Origin of the sequence: Orrella marina (genome assembly GCF_003058465.1) — a bacterium.
Lineage (GTDB): Bacteria > Pseudomonadota > Gammaproteobacteria > Burkholderiales > Burkholderiaceae_B > Algicoccus > Algicoccus marinus.
Genome location: NZ_CP028901.1, coordinates 1,427,953 through 1,444,473, shown reverse-complemented (window position 1 = coordinate 1,444,473; position 16,521 = coordinate 1,427,953). Strand labels below are relative to the sequence as shown.

The 16,521-nt window shown below is 56.5% G+C and carries 13 protein-coding genes; 2 read left to right on the top strand and 11 right to left on the bottom strand.

All coding sequences use genetic code 11. The features are described from left to right. Position 1: 1 nt before the first annotated feature. The 6 genes from DBV39_RS06435 to DBV39_RS06410 all read right to left on the bottom strand — a co-directional run bounded on the left by DBV39_RS06435 (position 2) and on the right by DBV39_RS06410 (position 7,829). The gene (locus DBV39_RS06435; protein ID WP_227870843.1) at positions 2 to 724 is read right to left on the bottom strand and encodes a TIGR04282 family arsenosugar biosynthesis glycosyltransferase; all 723 of its coding nucleotides are present in this window, start codon (positions 722 to 724) and stop codon (positions 2 to 4) included. A 15-nt stretch (positions 725 to 739) separates the two neighbouring features. Continuing rightward, positions 740 to 1,528 carry a TIGR04283 family arsenosugar biosynthesis glycosyltransferase gene (locus DBV39_RS06430; protein ID WP_227870842.1) on the bottom strand — a complete coding sequence of 263 codons (789 nt, stop codon included), beginning with the start codon at positions 1,526 to 1,528 and terminating at the stop codon, positions 740 to 742. Beyond that, on the bottom strand, positions 1,504 to 2,349 hold the full coding sequence (mtnP, locus tag DBV39_RS06425; RefSeq protein WP_108620829.1) for an S-methyl-5'-thioadenosine phosphorylase: 846 nt from the start codon (positions 2,347 to 2,349) through the stop codon (positions 1,504 to 1,506). The genes DBV39_RS06430 and mtnP overlap by 25 nt, the downstream gene beginning before the upstream one ends. A gap of 40 nt (positions 2,350 to 2,389) precedes the next feature. Continuing rightward, a complete protein-coding gene (locus DBV39_RS06420) occupies positions 2,390 to 4,735 on the bottom strand; it encodes an FAD-dependent oxidoreductase (RefSeq protein ID WP_193853051.1) in 2,346 nt (781 codons plus the stop codon). Next, entirely contained in the window at positions 4,735 to 5,769 is a 1,035-nt protein-coding gene (gene arsS / locus DBV39_RS06415) for an arsenosugar biosynthesis radical SAM (seleno)protein ArsS (protein WP_108620828.1), read from the bottom strand. The genes DBV39_RS06420 and arsS overlap by 1 nt, the downstream gene beginning before the upstream one ends. Positions 5,770 to 6,128: 359 nt before the next feature. After that, positions 6,129 to 7,829, bottom strand: coding sequence for a YncE family protein (locus DBV39_RS06410; protein ID WP_159078834.1), 1,701 nt, complete (start codon positions 7,827 to 7,829; stop codon positions 6,129 to 6,131). A gap of 433 nt (positions 7,830 to 8,262) precedes the next feature. On the opposite strand from DBV39_RS06410, the gene DBV39_RS06405 reads away from it, so the two are divergent. Further along, entirely contained in the window at positions 8,263 to 9,027 is a 765-nt protein-coding gene (locus tag DBV39_RS06405; protein ID WP_108620826.1) for a fumarylacetoacetate hydrolase family protein, read from the top strand. Between the two features lie 53 nt (positions 9,028 to 9,080). On the opposite strand, the gene DBV39_RS06400 is transcribed toward DBV39_RS06405, so the two are convergent. The 5 genes from DBV39_RS06400 to hydA all read right to left on the bottom strand — a co-directional run bounded on the left by DBV39_RS06400 (position 9,081) and on the right by hydA (position 15,156). Then, entirely contained in the window at positions 9,081 to 10,532 is a 1,452-nt protein-coding gene (locus DBV39_RS06400; RefSeq protein WP_108620825.1) for an amidase, read from the bottom strand. Further along, positions 10,511 to 11,803 carry a TRAP transporter large permease gene (locus DBV39_RS06395; protein WP_108620824.1) on the bottom strand — a complete coding sequence of 431 codons (1,293 nt, stop codon included), beginning with the start codon at positions 11,801 to 11,803 and terminating at the stop codon, positions 10,511 to 10,513. The genes DBV39_RS06400 and DBV39_RS06395 overlap by 22 nt, the downstream gene beginning before the upstream one ends. Positions 11,804 to 11,814: 11 nt before the next feature. Further along, entirely contained in the window at positions 11,815 to 12,453 is a 639-nt protein-coding gene (locus DBV39_RS06390; protein ID WP_108620823.1) for a TRAP transporter small permease subunit, read from the bottom strand. 110 nt (positions 12,454 to 12,563) lie between these two features. After that, positions 12,564 to 13,616 (bottom strand): TRAP transporter substrate-binding protein, encoded by a 1,053-nt coding sequence (locus DBV39_RS06385; RefSeq protein WP_108620822.1) that lies wholly within the window; start codon positions 13,614 to 13,616, stop codon positions 12,564 to 12,566. A 121-nt stretch (positions 13,617 to 13,737) separates the two neighbouring features. Further along, positions 13,738 to 15,156 (bottom strand): dihydropyrimidinase, encoded by a 1,419-nt coding sequence (gene hydA, locus DBV39_RS06380; protein ID WP_108620821.1) that lies wholly within the window; start codon positions 15,154 to 15,156, stop codon positions 13,738 to 13,740. A gap of 641 nt (positions 15,157 to 15,797) precedes the next feature. Between hydA and DBV39_RS06375 the strand changes: the two genes are divergently transcribed. Then, complete coding sequence (locus DBV39_RS06375) at positions 15,798 to 16,520, top strand: maleate cis-trans isomerase family protein (protein WP_227870841.1); 723 nt, start codon at positions 15,798 to 15,800, stop codon at positions 16,518 to 16,520. The last annotated feature ends 1 nt before the right edge of the window (position 16,521 follow it).

Below are 16,521 nucleotides of genomic sequence, written 5' to 3'. Positions count from 1 at the left end.
GTCAAACCTCCTGGCGAACTGGCCGCCGCACCCCGGCAGGCCATAGAAACGTCGGCAGATGAGCAAGATCCTGCGGCTCATCAATGTCGTGCACTGGATCAAGCTCTGTCCACGACCATTGCTGTTCTCGCAGTCGTTGCCGGGTTGTTGCCATGACTGCGGGTGTGCTCCAGGCCATGTTCTCGAACAGGAATGGGGCTTCTGTCGTCATCCCGACCAGTGCGTAACCACCGTCATACGCCGGCACGAAAACAGCGGGAGACCGGTCGAGCGCTGCGCTGGACTGTCTGAGCTTGTCAGCTGTGAGCGCTGGTGCGTCGGTTCCAATCAGCAGAACCTTCCCATGATGAGCCAGTAGCCGGCTGATCGAGTGGTCCATGCGATGTCCCAGGTCACCGGGTGGTTGTCGACTCAGGTGCAAACGCGAGTTCGCCCATCCGCTTACACGATCAAGCGCCTGCCTGATTGACGGGTGAGTCGGCTCTGGACTTGCGCACAGTTCGATCCGATCTGCGTTGCTCTCGATGGCCTGACCCAGGGTATGAGTCAGCAGTGACTCGGCAATCGCTGCGGCACCTGCACTGCCGACAGCGGGTATCAGACGTGTCTTCACAAACCCGGGCACTGGCGCCTTGGCCAGAATGATCAGTGCTGTGCCCGTCCTGCTGGCTGGCCTGGCCACCTCCGAACGCACTTCGGTGCGTACCTGAATCGACTTCTGCACGTTCACCTTCCTTGGTTAACGATAGCGTTTTGCCAGATTGCTGGCTGACTCGCCACGCCAGTATCGCCAGCGTAACTCCCACATCAGCCAGATGGTGCGCCAGACGCCATGTTTCTCCCAGCGGCGCCCTGATGTGCGGACTTTGTGGCGCAGACAGACAGGCGGGATTCGTTTTTTCAGGCGACTGCTTAGCGCAATGTCTTCCATCAGAGGCTGCTCTGGAAAGCCTCCCGTCGTGTCAAACGTATGCCAGATCATGAAGATCGTCTGGTCGCCGGTGCAGATATGCGTCAGTCGTGAGCGCATATTCATCATGAATGCGATGATCATTAGCATCCAGTGCCGACCGTCGATGGCAACATCAAATCGGCCCCACGCAGGGCGGTCGTGACTGTGATCAACAGGGATTTTGTGTGACTTCACCGACGCGGTCAATGCCCGTTCGATAATCAGATCTGCATCATCGGGCAGCAGGGTGTCAGCGTGCAGAAATACCAGGATCTCGCCCTGGGCATGTCGGGCACCGACATTCATCTGCCGTGCGCGCCCTGGCGGACTTGAGAGAAATCGATCAACCCGTGACATGCATCGAACAACCGTGCTGTCCTGACTTCCACCATCGACCACGATGACTTCCACGCCGCGCTTGCGCATGGGCTGCAGCGAAGCCAGCGTCTGTGCGATGACGCTGGCTTCGTTCAATACCGGAATGATGATGCTCAGGCGTCGTGGCTTCTTCAGGAACACCGGATCCATGATTCGTGGCTGCTCGCCTGGCGTTACCTTTGTAGAACTGTGACCCATGCTTTCTGATCACTGGATAATGAGTCGAAGGAGGTCAGCATGGCATTTTTCAGCGCAGTGCGGATTTCCGGCTCTGGCTCAGGGAGATCCCCCTCCAGCAGGGACTCGAGCACGTTAAAGGCTTTCTTAAGGGTTGTGCCGTAGAGTTCAAATATGCCGGTTGCGCTGACGTGTTGCGCTGAGTCATCAAGCCAGCAGTCATAGTCCGTCACCATTCCTATGGTGGCGTAGGCGAGTTGTGCCTCACGTGCCAGAAACACCTCGGGAATGTTGGTCATGCCCACAAGGTCGCAGCCTGCGTTCCTCAGAAACAGGCTCTCGGCTCGCGTGCCCAGTCGTGGGCCTTCCACGCATGCGTAGGTGGCACTCCGGTGAATGGTTTGTCCGATCTTTTCTCCGGCCTGCACGACAGATTGCACCAGGCGAGCGCTGACTGGATGAGCTGTTGAAACATGGGCCGCGATTCCGTTGCCAAAGAATGTTTGTGCACGCCGTCCCCGGGTCCAGTCAAAATATTGTTCCGGGATGACCAGGTCGCCAGGTTCGATTTCCTGGCGCAGGCTACCGACTGCGGACAGTCCCAGCAGCATGGTGGCTCCGGCGGCTTTGAGTGCAAACACGTTGGCGCGATAGTTCACTTCGTGAGGCAGGAGTCTGTGGCCCGATCCGTGACGGGCCAGAAACAGGATGGGGTGATCCCGGTATCGGCCACGAACCACCGATCCGGATGGTTCTCCGAACGGGGTCTCTACCACCTGTTCATCATCAATGATCATCTCCGGCAGTTGGTAGATGCCCGTGCCACCCATGATTGCTAGCATTGGTCGCTCCTTGTGCTTACTTTGACTGGATTCTTGATTGTCATTCACGTCGCTCCCAGGTGTGCAGGCGTTCAACCCAGGGTAGCAGCCATCGGGGAGCATGCGACTGCTTCCACACCCCTGCCGCAAATTTGCCTGCTTCACTCCAGGTCGGATAGGTGTGCACGGTGGCCAGTATCTTGTTCAGGCCCAGACCGTGCCGCATCGCCAGCACAAACTCGGCCAGCAACTCGCCTGCATGTTCCCCGACGATGGTTACGCCGAGTATCTGGTCTTTGCCAGGCACAGTCAGAATCTTGATGAACCCGTGCGCTGCGCCATCGGCAATCGCACGATCCAGATCGTCGAGATGATACCGGGTCACTTCGTACGGGACATGATGGCGAATCGCTTCGGGCTCGGTCAGCCCGACCTGGGCCAGTTCCGGATCCGTGAAAGTGCACCGGGGGATGGCGGCGCTGGCTGGGCGAACTCCGCGGTGCGCATGACTGTGGTTGGGAAATCGTTTGAAACGTCCGAACAGGGCGTTGACCGATGCGTACCAGGCCTGGTGAGCCGCGGCATGAGTGAGCTTGTAAGGACTGCTGACATCGCCTACTGCGTAGATGTTCGGCAAACTGGTCTGCTGAAACATATTCGTGTCGATAGTCTGACCTGGACGCAGAGCAATGCCCAGGTCTTCAAGCCCGTATCCTTCGACACGGGGTCGTCGTCCAAGTGCGCACAGAATGGTGTCGCACTCGACTTGCATGCCAGCATTAGCAGTGCGATCGGCACTGGCCAACCCCGCGCGATGTAGTATGAGACGTTTGCAAGACGAGTCAGGCAGGGTAGTCACAGATACGACAGTCTGATCGTTCAGAATCGTGATGCCATCTTCCTTGAGCGCCGCACGAACGACCTCGGCGGCTTCGGGATCCTCCTTCGAAAGCAGATGGGCATGCTTTTCAATGAGTGTCACCTGACTGCCGAGTCTCGCAAAACTCTGGGCCAATTCGCAACCAACGGGTCCACCGCCCAGAACAACCAGCCTTGCAGGAAGCGTCTCAAGGCTCCATACTGATTCACTGGTCAGAGCTCCCGCCTGCCTGAGTCCGGGGATATCGGGGATGAAAGGTTCCGCACCTGTCGCCAGAATGATGTTTCGGCTCGTCAGGCGCCGCACATTCTCTGCGTTTCTGGGTCTGTTGGCTGTCGCCGCAGACGGGACTTCCTTTTTTGCATCTGCTGCGCTCTTTTGCAAACCGGGGGCGTGTCCGCTAAGCGTGAGCTCCACCTCCCATGGAGAAATTAGACGGGCGTGGCCTTTAAGGACCTCCACGCCCATGCCTTCGTAACGTTCGACACTGTCATGTGGCTCGATCTGTCGGATGACAGATCTGATTCGCTCCATGACTGCCTTGAAATCTGTCGTGCCCGAGGCATGGTGGATCCCAAATGATTCAGCGTGTCTGATTTCCTTTGCAATCTTCGCCGCTCGAATCAGTGACTTGCTGGGCACGCATCCCGTATTCAGGCAGTCGCCGCCCATCTGATGGCTTTCTACTAGCGTCACTTTTGCCTTTACCGTTGCTGCTATGTAGGCCGAGACCAGTCCGCCCGCGCCCGCACCGATCACAATCAGGTTGCGGTCGTACCTGGGCGGTCGATTCCACTTTGCGTAAAGCTTGCGTTGCCTCGCCCAGGCGACCAGCGACCGCGCGATGACCGGGAATACGCCAAGCAGAATCAGGCTGCCCAGTAATGCGGGTGACAGGATCTCTTGCGTGGATTCCAGCGCAGCGATCTGCGTACCAGCGTTCACATAGATGATCGTGGCTGGCAACATGCCAAGCTGGCTGACCACGTAGTACCGACCCGATTTCATGGGAGTCAGACCCATCACCAGGTTCACGAGCCAGAATGGAAACAGTGGGACGAGCCTGAGTGTCAGCAGGTAGAAGGTTCCGTCGCGCTCGATCCCTTCATTGATGCGTTCAAGCGAGCCTGAAAAACGTCTTTGCACCGCGTCTCGTAAAAGGTAGCGAGCAACCAGAAACGCAAGCAACGCGCCAATCGAGGAGGCAAACGAAACCATCAGGAGTCCTGGCCCGAACCCGAAGATGGCTCCAGCCCCGAGGGTGAGGATGGTCGCGCCTGGAATGGACACTGCTGTCGCAATCGCGTAGATCAGGAAGTAGATGACGAGCGCGCGTGCAGGGGTGTCTTCGTACCAGCCTTGCAAGGATTGATGGCTTTGCTTGAGCGTCTCAAGATTGAGCCACTGGTCGAGATCGAAGGCCATGTAGGTCCAGACCAGCGCAGCCGCGATGAGCGACACAAGCAGCCAACGCAACCATGGCAACCACGCACGCGGGGTCGGGTTGCCAGCATGGTCGGATTTCATCAGGCGACCTTGTTTACGTTCATCACCGCAGTCCCGCTTGGTGCAGGACTTGAGGAGTCAAGTGCGCCCGTGCAACTGCTGCCCTGACCCGCAGTACAGCCATAGCAGTGGTCGGCAATGTGGACAGGCAGGCCATTGGTCCGGTGAGTCAGCAAGTCCCGGATGTGCCCACGTTTGCTGGCTGCTGGATCAGATGAAGACGCCAGCTTGAGTCCAAGCCCGAGCATCTGGTTGAAGTCGCAGTCATACAGGTCCCCCTGCCAGTCGACACTGATCGTGCTGCGGCACATGACCGTATCGAGGTTCTCGGGCCGGTATGCGCTTTTGAGTAGCGTCATGTACTGCCTGAACGTACCTTTGCTGACCAGCGTGCTGCCAAACCGTTGTATCGGCATGTTGGTAATAGTGAAGAGATGATTGAACTCGACGCCGAAATGCGCCTTGAGTTCGCGTTTGTAGTCCTGCTCAAGCGCGTCTTGTGGGGGCGGCAGCGATGGTCCTTGCGGGTTGTAGACCAGATTCAGAACCAGTCCTGAACCGGCTTTTCCATACCCAAGTAGGTTGAGCATTTTCAAGCCTGCGATGCTGCGCTCAAAGACGCCGTCCCCTCGTTGTCGGTCGACGTTGGCGGGTGAGTAGCAGGGCAGGGAAGCCGTGACCTGGACTGCCTGTTCAGCTAGAAACTGTGCCAGATCTTGTTGCCCTGGTTCGCTCAGGATGGTGAGATTGCAGCGATCAATGACTGTGACATCGAGCGCCCGGGCCTGGCGAACCAGATGCCGGAAGTGTTCATTGAGTTCAGGCGCGCCGCCTGTCAGGTCAAGCGTGTGAGGTCGACAATGCCGAAGCACGTCGATAACATGTCCGATCGTGTCAAGTGTCATCATCTCCTTGCGATTTGGCCCGGCATTGACGTGGCAGTGCAGACAGGACTGGTTGCACTTGTAGCCCAGATTGACCTGTAGCGTCTCAAGCGAACGCCGCTTGATGGCCGGAAAGTCAGTCGCCTGCAGTAGCGGGAGTGTGGGTCGCATATAAGGTTCTCGGTCAGTCGGGTTGGATATGAGTGAGTTCGCGCTGACAGTGCAACTGGTTACAGCCAATCGCAGCTGGTGGCATCAGACTCTTTCTTCGGATCAGGCTGTTCAGGCGGTTCCAGGCCATGTAACACGTTAACGTGTTGCGGCATCAAACTCGCGACAAGTCCGGTTCGCAATCGGGTCAATGAGGTCGCCTTGACGGGCGCAGGTTTGAATCTGGTGAGGTACGCCGGAGCACGGTTGTCAGATCACACCACAAGATCCGCACGGCATGCTTCAGCCCAGTAACTCAGTAGCCCGGAGGATGGTGCATCAAGTTCGTTGGCCGATGTTCATAGTGATGACATTTGTTCTCAAGGCATGCCATCCTGAATGACTCGTTTCACCCCTGTTTCGTTGATCTGAAACAGAGTTGCTTTGTCGTCCTCCTGGACCAGAAACTTGCCGCTTTCTGATGTCGGACTGAAGATGGCATGTGCAGCTGATTGATCAGAGCGCTCCTTCACGTCACCTCGGCCATAGTCGTAGCGGAAGATGTTCTTGTCGCTCGTCACGTCGTACAGGGTGATCCACTTGTATAGGGGTTCCAGCATGAGAAATCGCTTGCCATCGTCCGCAAAAACAAGGTCCAGACTGCTCAGCCGATTGCCGCGTTTGGGCAGAGTGATTTTCTGGCCGGTGCGTGCTTGTCTGACCTCAGTCGTGTTTCTCGTATTAAAACTCACCAATTCGCCCTGACTGCTCCATGCTGCGTTGACCGGTCGCTCGAAGTCGTCGTATGAAATGCTCTCCTTCCATAGCATCCGGCCGTTCAGTGTGTCATAGGTTGCCACGAAGTACGCTTTTTTCGATCGGTCATCGCCCATGATGAGCAATTTTGAGCCGTCGGGTGAAAGAAGCATGACCTCGGGGTCAATGTCCATGGTGATTGGTCTGTTCGGTTTTCCCTTGTCCAGTGTAAAGCTTGAGACATAGATTCGGCCTCGGCTCGCTCTCGTGATGCGGTCGTCATCCGACAACGAAACAAACACAGCCTGACCGCGCTTGCTATCGATGGCAATCTGCCTCGTGCGTGCGGAGATTGGCAGCTCACCCGGATCCAGCGTCAGGGTGGTACTGGTGTTCAGGTCATGCAGGGTGAGATTCTTTCTGTTCAAGGTCATGACGTAGCGGCCATCGGAACTGACGGTGGCGGAATCTGGTTGTTCAGTGGAGTCGAGATCCTGGCTGCCTAGCAGTTCTCCTTTGCCATCTCTGACGATGACTCGCAATCCTTTCCCGTTCAGCGAACCAGTTGAATAAAGCCGGCTACCGTCGGGACTAAATCTGAAGTTCGCTTCTGCCCTGATTACCTTGACAGGCTCGGCGGCAGGCGTCGTGCGCTCTACCGCCGTCACGCGGCATTTGCCATCGGGGTATCGCTTCAGGTAGTTGACCCAGATCTGGTAGGTGCCTTTGCTGCGAGCTTGAGCACAGGCGACGTCGTCAGACGCCTCAAGAATCAGGTGCCATCCAGACACGTCCCTTTCCATAAAAACGTCAACCGCTTCTTTCTGGGATATCGCGGGTTGCCCGCCGGCTGATGATGGCTCAACGAGGGTGCACTGCAGGCTTGCCTGCAGCACCTGCAGATCCTCGTGCCATCTGGGTGATGCCAGCACGCACGCATGGGGTGTGAATTTCCTCTTGAAGTCGGAGACGATCTTGTCAATCTCGGCAGAGCTGGCCTGGCTGGCTGCATAGCTGATCAACATTGCCCGAAGGTGTTCCCAGTAGAATTCAGAGAGTGACTGGCTGTCTGGTAGAGGGCCAGGCAATCCTATTTGATCGACAGCGACAGGCGCAATCAGTGTAGAGTTCGGATCACTCTGAATCTGGTACTGCGAATGATCGGCGCTCACAATATCCCTGGCCAGCACTGCCGACAGCAGGAACTGTGACAGACCCATCGCCGTCAGTGATGCCAGCCAGATGGCTCGAGGCGAAATCCCGTGAAACTTGTTGCGCGTCGGCAAACGAGACAAGACGGAGCGAGTAGGAGTGGGCGCAGACATATCGATACGTACTGGGTTGCTGGTTTGACAAACAAGGTTCGCACAGCCAGTTTGATCCCTTCGCGCAATGGTAACCGGGCAAAGAGGAAGTTTGCATTCACTCAGATTTGAGCTCAAAACTCGTACTATCAGTGTGCACACGGAAAGTTCGAAGCAAGCAAGCATTGCTTTTTTGAGAAACAAGCCACGTTTCCAACGTGTCCATGTGGTGATGCGCAAAAAAGACCGGAAGTCGGGCGCGCCTCGAACGTTACTGCTGACATCACTGTGAACATTGCTGTCGGTATGTTTCTTGCTTTCATCGTTCTGATTGCAAGTCTGCTTTTCAATCGCAGAGCTGCCTGGCCTCATTTGTGTGACAAGTCATGCGGGTGAATCTGTGGCCCAGGTTTCTGCAATACAACAATTCATCATTCAAAGGTAGGAAGATCAAATGGCTGGAATCGATACGCTCGTTGACGCATTGGTGGCCGCACGGGCCAGACATGAGCCTTGCGATCAACTTCTGCTTGACGGCACCCTGGTTACCGTAGCAGATAGCTACGCGGTCCAGAAGCAGGTTGCCCAGCGCATGGGATGGCTAACGACCCCGTGTCCCGCGTACTGGAAATCTGGCGGACCGTCCCGGGAAGCTGTCCTTACTCATGCAATGCTCCCCGAGTCCGGAGTCTGGGAGAGCCCGGCAAGTGCAAGTGCTGATCTCTTTTTCACCCCGGAGATCGAGGCTGAGATTGCGCTCAGACTGGCTGAGGACGTTACCCCGGAAAGTGCTCAGAAGCTGGAGTCAGGCGTGACGGATCATCTGGTTGACTCGATGACGGTTTCAATTGAAGTCGTCGATTCACGTTGGCGTCAGGGGCGCACCGTTTCTGCGCTGTACGCACTGGCCGATATGCAGTCACACGGTGCGCTGGTGCTGGGTGAGTGGGTACCTTATATCCGGCGCGACTGGTCTGCGCAGACATGCTCGGTCAAGATCGGTCAGAGAAAGGCGGCCATCTTTACGGGTACGCACCCCTTGCAGGATCCGCTCTGGGGCCTGGCTCAGTGGCTACGTCATGCAACATCGCAGTTTGGAACGGTTCCAGCCGGAACCGTGGTCACGACTGGAACCTGGTGTGGTTTGCTGCCAGTCTCAGCCGGACAGGCAGTTCAGGTCGAGTTCGCCGGTGTCGGACAGTCCAGTCTGCAGCTCTGAATGGTCTAATGTTTTCAGGCTCGCTCGGTCTGGCTATTGTGTGGACCAGAGGGTCACAGGATATCTGGCCAGCGATGTGCCCACGGGGAGTGATTCTCGTAGGCGCGTGCCAGCTCAATCAGGAAGTCATCTTCGGCGTATGCGGCGATCAACTGCAGGCCGATCGGCAGTCCTTCGTCTGATGGAGGGGTCGGGACTGATATGGCAGGAAGTCCGGCTACATTGACCCAGCCTGTAAAGACGGCATGACCTCGTGGTCCGACAGCATGGCCATCAATTTCGGGTGGGTAAGCTTGTTCGGCTGGCCACGGTAGCGCGGCTGCGCTAGGCATTGCGATGACATCCCATTGTTCGAACAGGTCCACGCATGCCGCACGCAGATTCGTGACGGCATCGATCAGTGTCAAGAGTTCCGGGGCCCGAACCTGCGCACCTGATTGAGCCATCTGCAAGTACTTGGGCGATGCTCCGTCGCTCCACTGGGGGTGCTGCTCAAACAGGGCGGCCAGCCCGACCTGTCCGACGGTGGCCCATCCTGTCATCACAGGCGAGAGGTCCATTGGCATTTCGCCGACCGTGACCTGGTGACCCATGGTCTGAAAGTGTTCCATGGCACTCTGGCATGACCGTGCGATCTGGGCGTCAACTGGTGCAGCACTCAGCGTGGGTACATACAGTATCCGTAAAGGCTTTGATGCACGCGTGTGCGCATCTGCCACGGATTGCCGGGTCTGGGCGGCGAGCGAATGGCGATCCAGAATATTCGGTCCCCGAAGAACCTCAAACAGCATACGCAGATCACCCACGGTTCTGGCAACGGGTCCCACCACCTCGAAGTCCAGCAACAGGGGAGGCAGCCCTTTGTCTCTTGCAACAGATCCGATGGATGGTTTGAGTCCTGCCAGCCCGCAATGCGAGGCTGGACGACGAATCGAGCCACCGCCATCTGTGCCGATCGCCAGTGGTGTACACCCGGCGCTGACGCTGGCAGCCGCGCCTCCACTGGATCCACCCGGGGTCAGAAGCGTATTCCAGGGGTTGCGTGTCACGCCAAAGAGCGGGTTGTCGGTGTAGCCTTCTAACGTGAACTCAGGAACATTGGTTTTGCCGACGATGAGAGCTCCCGACGCACGCAGCCTGGATACCGGAAGCTCGTCAATCCGGGGGCGGTAGTGCTGCAAGGCCGGTGTGCCCCAGGTTGTTGGCATGTCGGCTGTGCACAGATTGTCTTTGATGGAAACCGGGATGCCATCCAGATTGGATCGAGGTTGTCCACGCCGGTAACGCTGGGTGCTGGCGTGCGCATCCTGCAGAACATGCGTGTTTTCAGCCACGAACGCATTGATGACAGGGTTGATTTCGGTAATCCGTTCAAGGCAGGCTGTGATGGCATCGACTGGCGTGATGGATCCATCCAGATAGCCCTGGCGCAGCGCGGATGCCGACCACTGCCACAGAGGACGGCCTTCAGGATAGTTGCCCGTTACATGAGGTTCGGTAGCCATGTCGCAATCTCCGGAAGCATGATGAGCAGCAGACCAAAGCCCAGCATGATAAATACGTAGGGAAGTGAACCGTTGATGGTGTCGCGCATGGAGCCGTTGTCAGTCCGGATACCTTGCACGACAAAGAGATTCATGCCCACGGGCGGGGTGATTAGTCCCAGTTCGCACATGAGCACGATGAAAATGCCGAACCAGATCGGGTCCACGCCCATGGCAACCACCATCGGGAACGTGATCGGGATCGTGGCAACCATCATCGAGAGTACATCCATGAACATGCCGAGCATCAGATAAAAAAGGACCAGGATCAGAAGCATCTGCATCTGCGATAGCCCGAAGGATGTGATCCATTCGGTCATGATGTCTGCGATACCAGTCAGGCTGATGGTGAGGTTCAGGATGAAGGCAGCGGTGATGATCAGAAGGATCATGCCGGTTGTCTTGGCAGTCTGAATGAAACAGTGCTCAAGCAGCTGCCATGTCAGCTTCTTGCTGCTCCATGCAAAGAACAAGGAGGCAACTACACCCAGTGCAGCAGATTCTGTCGTGGTTGCCACGCCTGAGTACAGGCTGCCCATCACGATAAAGAACACCACACCGGGAGGTACGAGATCTTTGAGCAACCGCAGTCGGATCTGGAGCGGGACTTTTTCCTCGCGGATGCTGTCGGCTGACGACAGGCTCTTGACAAGGATGTAACCCATGAAGAGCGATGACAGAAGAAGACCTGGAATGATCCCCGCCATGAACAGCTTGCCAATTGAGGTTTCCGTGAGAGAGCCATAGACGATCATGTTGACCGAAGGAGGAATCAGAATCCCGAGGGTGCCACCTGCTGCGATCGAGCCCAGCGACATCGGCATGGAGTAGCCGCGTTTTTTTAGCGATGGCAAAGCAACCGTGCCAATTGTTGCTGCGGTGGCGACTGAGGATCCGGATGTTGCGGCAAAAACTGCACTGCATCCGATGTTCGTGTGCAGTAGCCCACCAGGCAGTCTGCCGAGCCAGGCAGCGAGTGCGCCAAACATGCGATCAGCGATACCCGAACGCAGCAATAACTCTCCCATCAGGATAAACAGCGGAATTGACGTTAGCAGATTGTCATTGTGTACGCCCCAGATGACTGGTGCGATGGAGTTGATGAACGGGGCCCCATAGGCCATCATGCCGCCCAGAATGCCGACTGCAGCCATGGATGCGGCGATCGGTATGCCGAGGAACATGAGTCCGAGCATCAGTGAGAAGCCGAAAAAAACATAGGTCACTGTCATGATCGATGCCTTCAGGAAAGTGGCGTGGCTGGCTTGGCAGGCGATAGGGATGTATGCCGGGTCGTGGAGGCGCCTGGCTTGACCTTGGCAGCGCCGCGTCCCTGAAGATCCTGCAATTCCTCTTCAAGCTCCTCACGGGCGGATCTGGGTTCAAGCATGCGATCCATTTCGCGCGTCTTGCCATGAACAAGCAGCCAGGTGGCGTACATGGCAGTGGCAAACGTGAGGCAAGCAAACACGATCAATCCGAACAGCCAGGCTGACTGTGGGTAGACCAGCGGGACCGCCCAGGGTGTCTGCGACACACTCTGATAGCTGATAGTGTCCTGAATCACGAACCATGCAAGCCATGCCATCAACGTTGCAAATGCGGCGAGGCTGATGATTGAGAGCCAGTTCAGAAACGTTTTCAGGGGTTTGGGGAACAGGTGGTAGAAGACGTCGACCCGGATATGGTTTCGACCCAGTAGCGCCATGCTGAAGGCGATGGTGGCACCAAATGCCAGAGCATAGCCACCGAGTTCGTCGGCTCCTTGCAGGGATACGTTAAACAGTTTGCGGATCACGGTCTCGACCGAGACAACGAGTGACAGGGTCAGGAAGATGAGTCCAAACAGGATGCCTAGTCCTCGCTCCAGCGCGTGTTTCATGGTGCTTCTCCAACGGGTGGAGCCGGTGCCGCACGAGCGATCGACGGCACACGGCTCTATTGCTTTGTGATACTGCCAGGTACGACTGCGGGTGATGCAAGGGCTGGCGATTACTGGATACCGACAACTTTTCCGACTGTGTTCTTCCAGTTCGTCGAACATTGCGGGTTGGCTTTGTCGCAGATTTCTGCCCAGGTCGGGACCGAGATGGCCTGGACGGCAGTACTCAGGGTTTCCTGGTCTTTGTCGCTGACAGGCACGTTCGCCAGGTTGAACTTCTTGCCATTGACGCAGGGCTCCTGGCCCGCGTTGCAGTTCATGGCGTCCTGTGTCAGTTCCTCGGAGTAGGTCCAGATGTCATCGGTCAGCTCCGTGAACGCTGCGAGCATCTTGCCTTGCTCCTCAGGGGTGAGCTTGTTCCAGGCTTTCATCGAAATGGCGTAGCCGTTGACGGCCATCTGAAAACCGAGGGGGTACTGGTGCGTTGTCACCTCAGGCCATCCGGAGCTGTTGGCTGAACTTGGTCCGGTGATGGCGCAGTCCACGACACCCAGAGACAGTGCCTGGTGGACCTCGGTAAAGCCCAATGGCACGGGAACGCCACCAACCGACTCGATGAACTTCGCCAGATTCTGGTCATAGACGCGGACTTTCATACCTTTGAGGTCTGCCAGTTCACTGATCGGCTTCTTGCAGAAAAGAATTTGTGGTCCAAAGGGCCATGCGCCGAGAAGCTTGATCTGGAATTGCTTCTGCAGGCGTTCGTCAAGCGTGTCAAAGTATGCTTCATAGACCTTGCGAGCGGTTGCATAATCGGGTGATACACCAACGAGGTCGAGACCGAGTAGGGTGGGCTCGTCGCGTGAATTCTGTGAAACGCGCAGGGACACGATGTCAAACAGCCCCGCTTTCATGATTCGCAGCTGTTCGGTGTCCTTGATGCCCAGTTGGTCCACGGGTTTGTAGTCAGCGTTGATGGGTAATCCGGTTCTTTCGGCAAAATTGTCAAAGAAGGGCTTTTCTTTGTTCTTCTGGACCAGTCCAGTCGCAGCAGGCTGGCCGATGACTTTATAAGTGGTGTCAGCCTGTGTCGCGACCGATGTTGTCATGGCCAGTGCGGCGGCAAGTGGCAGCAGACAGTGTCTGAGGTGTTTTGTGATCATGATGCGTTACTCCGGGTCAGAAAAAAACAGGATAGGTCGTGCAAATAGGTCTGAACAGCGGAACTGTGAAATAGCTGGTTGCACAGTGCTGTTGCTGGGCTGAGGTGACTGACAGGCATGGTCAGCCTATGCGTGCAAAGATGCTGGGTGCGTCACATGGCAGGAACTGGCCATGCTCTCGGGCCGGATGAAACTGCCCATCCCAGATGACTCGCCCTCGCGATAATGTGATCGCAGGCCAGGCACGCAGGTGCATACCCTCGTATGGGGTGTAGTCGACTGCGTGGTGCAGGTTTTGATTGGTGATGGTGAACTCGCCTTCCTCCCAGATCACGAGATCGGCGTCCGCGCCAATCGAGATTGAGCCTTTGCGAGGGTGCAGTCCGTATGCCTTGGCCGGATTGGTCGCGATCAGTTCGACGAATTTCTCCAGCGTGATCCGTCCGCCTAAAACTCCTTCCGAAAACAACAGTGCCATGCGAGTTTCAATGCCCGGGATGCCGTTCGGTATGTACCTAAACGATGCCTGCGAACCGTCCGGGTGCTTGCCATCGGAGCCTTCATAGGTGAAGGGGGCGTGATCGGAGGAAAACACGGCAAACAGTCCGTCTGACAATGCATGCCAGATGACCTCCTGGTTGGCGCGATCCCGTGGTGGTGGACTGCAGATGCAGCGCGCACCCTCGTATTGATCATCCAGACCTAGATCATCAGCCGTCAGAAACAGGTATTGCGGGCATGTCTCTGCAAGAATGTTCAGACCGTGTGCACGTGCCCAGCGGATCTGCTCAACTGCCTCGCGACCCGACACGTGAACGATCAGGATGGGTGTGTCGACAAGTTCGGCCAGCGAGATTGCGCGATGCGTGGCCTCACGCTCAACGAGCATCGGCCTTGAATGGGCATGAAATCGTGGTGCAGTATGGCCAGCCGCTTCAAGGCGTCGCGTCAACCACTCGATGCAGTCGGCGTTCTCTGCATGAATCATGGTGAGCGCCTTGTGTGCCCGGGCAACCGCCAGTACGTTCAGGATCTCGATATCATCGAGCTTCATGTCTTCGTAGGTCATGTAGATCTTGAACGAGGTGTAGCCCTGGGCGATTAACGCCGGCAGTTCTTTATTCAGGACCTCGGGGGTGGGGTCACTGACAATCAGGTGAAATGCGTAGTCGACATGGGCCATGCCTGCTGCGCGCTGGTGATAGTCCTCGACCGCTGCAAGCAAAGACTGTCCTTTTTGCTGAGCTGCGAACGGGATCACGGTAGTGGTGCCACCACACGCTGCCGAACGCGTCCCACTATCGAAGTTGTCGGCCATCTTTGCCGGTGGCTCCATCGGCTGGTCGAGGTGGCAGTGCGCGTCTACGCCACCCGGCGTCACGACTCGGCCAGAGGCATCGATTTCGTGCGTACCAGCACCAAGCTGTGCACCGATCTGGGTAATCTTTCCGCCGACTATGCCGATGTCTGCACGATACTGCTCACTGGCTGTGGCAATCTGAGCGTTGCGTACGACGAGATCAAAAGATTCTTTGGGCATGTCTGTTCTCTGTAGCGAAGATTGTCGATAAGGTTGTCGACAATCATTGGGGAAAATTTGTAATCAGTTCAGCCGTGTCAAGCAAAAGCCGTGCCAGCCTTCCGGGAAAGTTAGTGATTGCTTGCAGGATCACAGCCATCAGGCACTTGGCTATCGTCGCGGTTGCAATGTTCATCTGGTGCTCTACGCAAGACAGTCGCCGGGTGAGGATTGAATCAAGGTGGACTCATTTGTCAGCGATCCAGGTTGCTGGACGGCTCCGTGGGGATTTGCGAGAGTCGATGGTCCAATAATCCGGATGCTGTCCGTATGCTTGTGAAGTGGTCGACGCACGACTTTGATAGATGCAACGTGGGCAGAATGACCCAGTTCTGGAACAACGTATCTGGCTGGCACGAAATGTGCTTTGTCCAAATCAGTTGCAGACAGAACATGCCAGATTTTGTGAACGATTGGTGATGAAGCAATCGGTTATTCATCAGTCCTGATGACTGCGCTCTGGCGAAGATGGTCACGCGGCCAGAAGGGTCGGATGGGGGTATCTCAAAAGTGGCTGTGCCATGCGTGTTCACCTGGCGACTTTGATCAGGCACGCCGGTCTGTCTGTGCAAATGGCTAACTTTCTAATTAAAGGACTTTTCGTGGCGAACACCCTGCGTCTTGGCGTTCTGACGCCTTCATCGAATACGGCGCTTGAGCCGCTCACCAGTGCGTTGGTTGCAACGATCCACGGTGCGAGTGCTCATTTCTCGCGTTTCAAAGTGACCGAAATCGCGCTATCTGAGCGGGCGCTCGGCCAGTTCGATGACAGCAAGATACTGGCAGCAGCAGAACTGCTGGCTGATGCCAGGGTGGATGTCATTGGCTGGAGTGGAACGGCTGCTGGCTGGATGGGGTTTGACACGGACCGGCAACTGGTTGAGCGAATTGAGGACCGTACAGGGATTCCTGCGACCACGGCTGTACTGGCGCTCAATGAGCTGATCGGGTTGCGTGATGTCACGCGTCTCGGGCTAGTGTCGCCTTATACAGACGACGTTCAGCGGCGCATCATTGCCAACTACGCAGATATCGGTGTGCAAGTGGTTGCTGAGCGGCATCTGAACATCTGTGTCAATCATGATTTTGCATTGGTCAGTCAGCCTGCACTGTGTCAGTTGCTCGAGGAAGTCAGTCAAGAACGCCCGCAAGCCAATGTGACTTATTGCACCAATCTGCGGGCAGCTGACCTTGCCGGGCAGATTGAACAACGTACGGGTGTGCCATTGCTCGATACGGTTAGTACAACAGTCTGGGGAATGCTCAGGCGCGTGGGTGTGTCACCCGCACAGATCCACGGATGGGGGGAGATGTTCACGTGGTAGC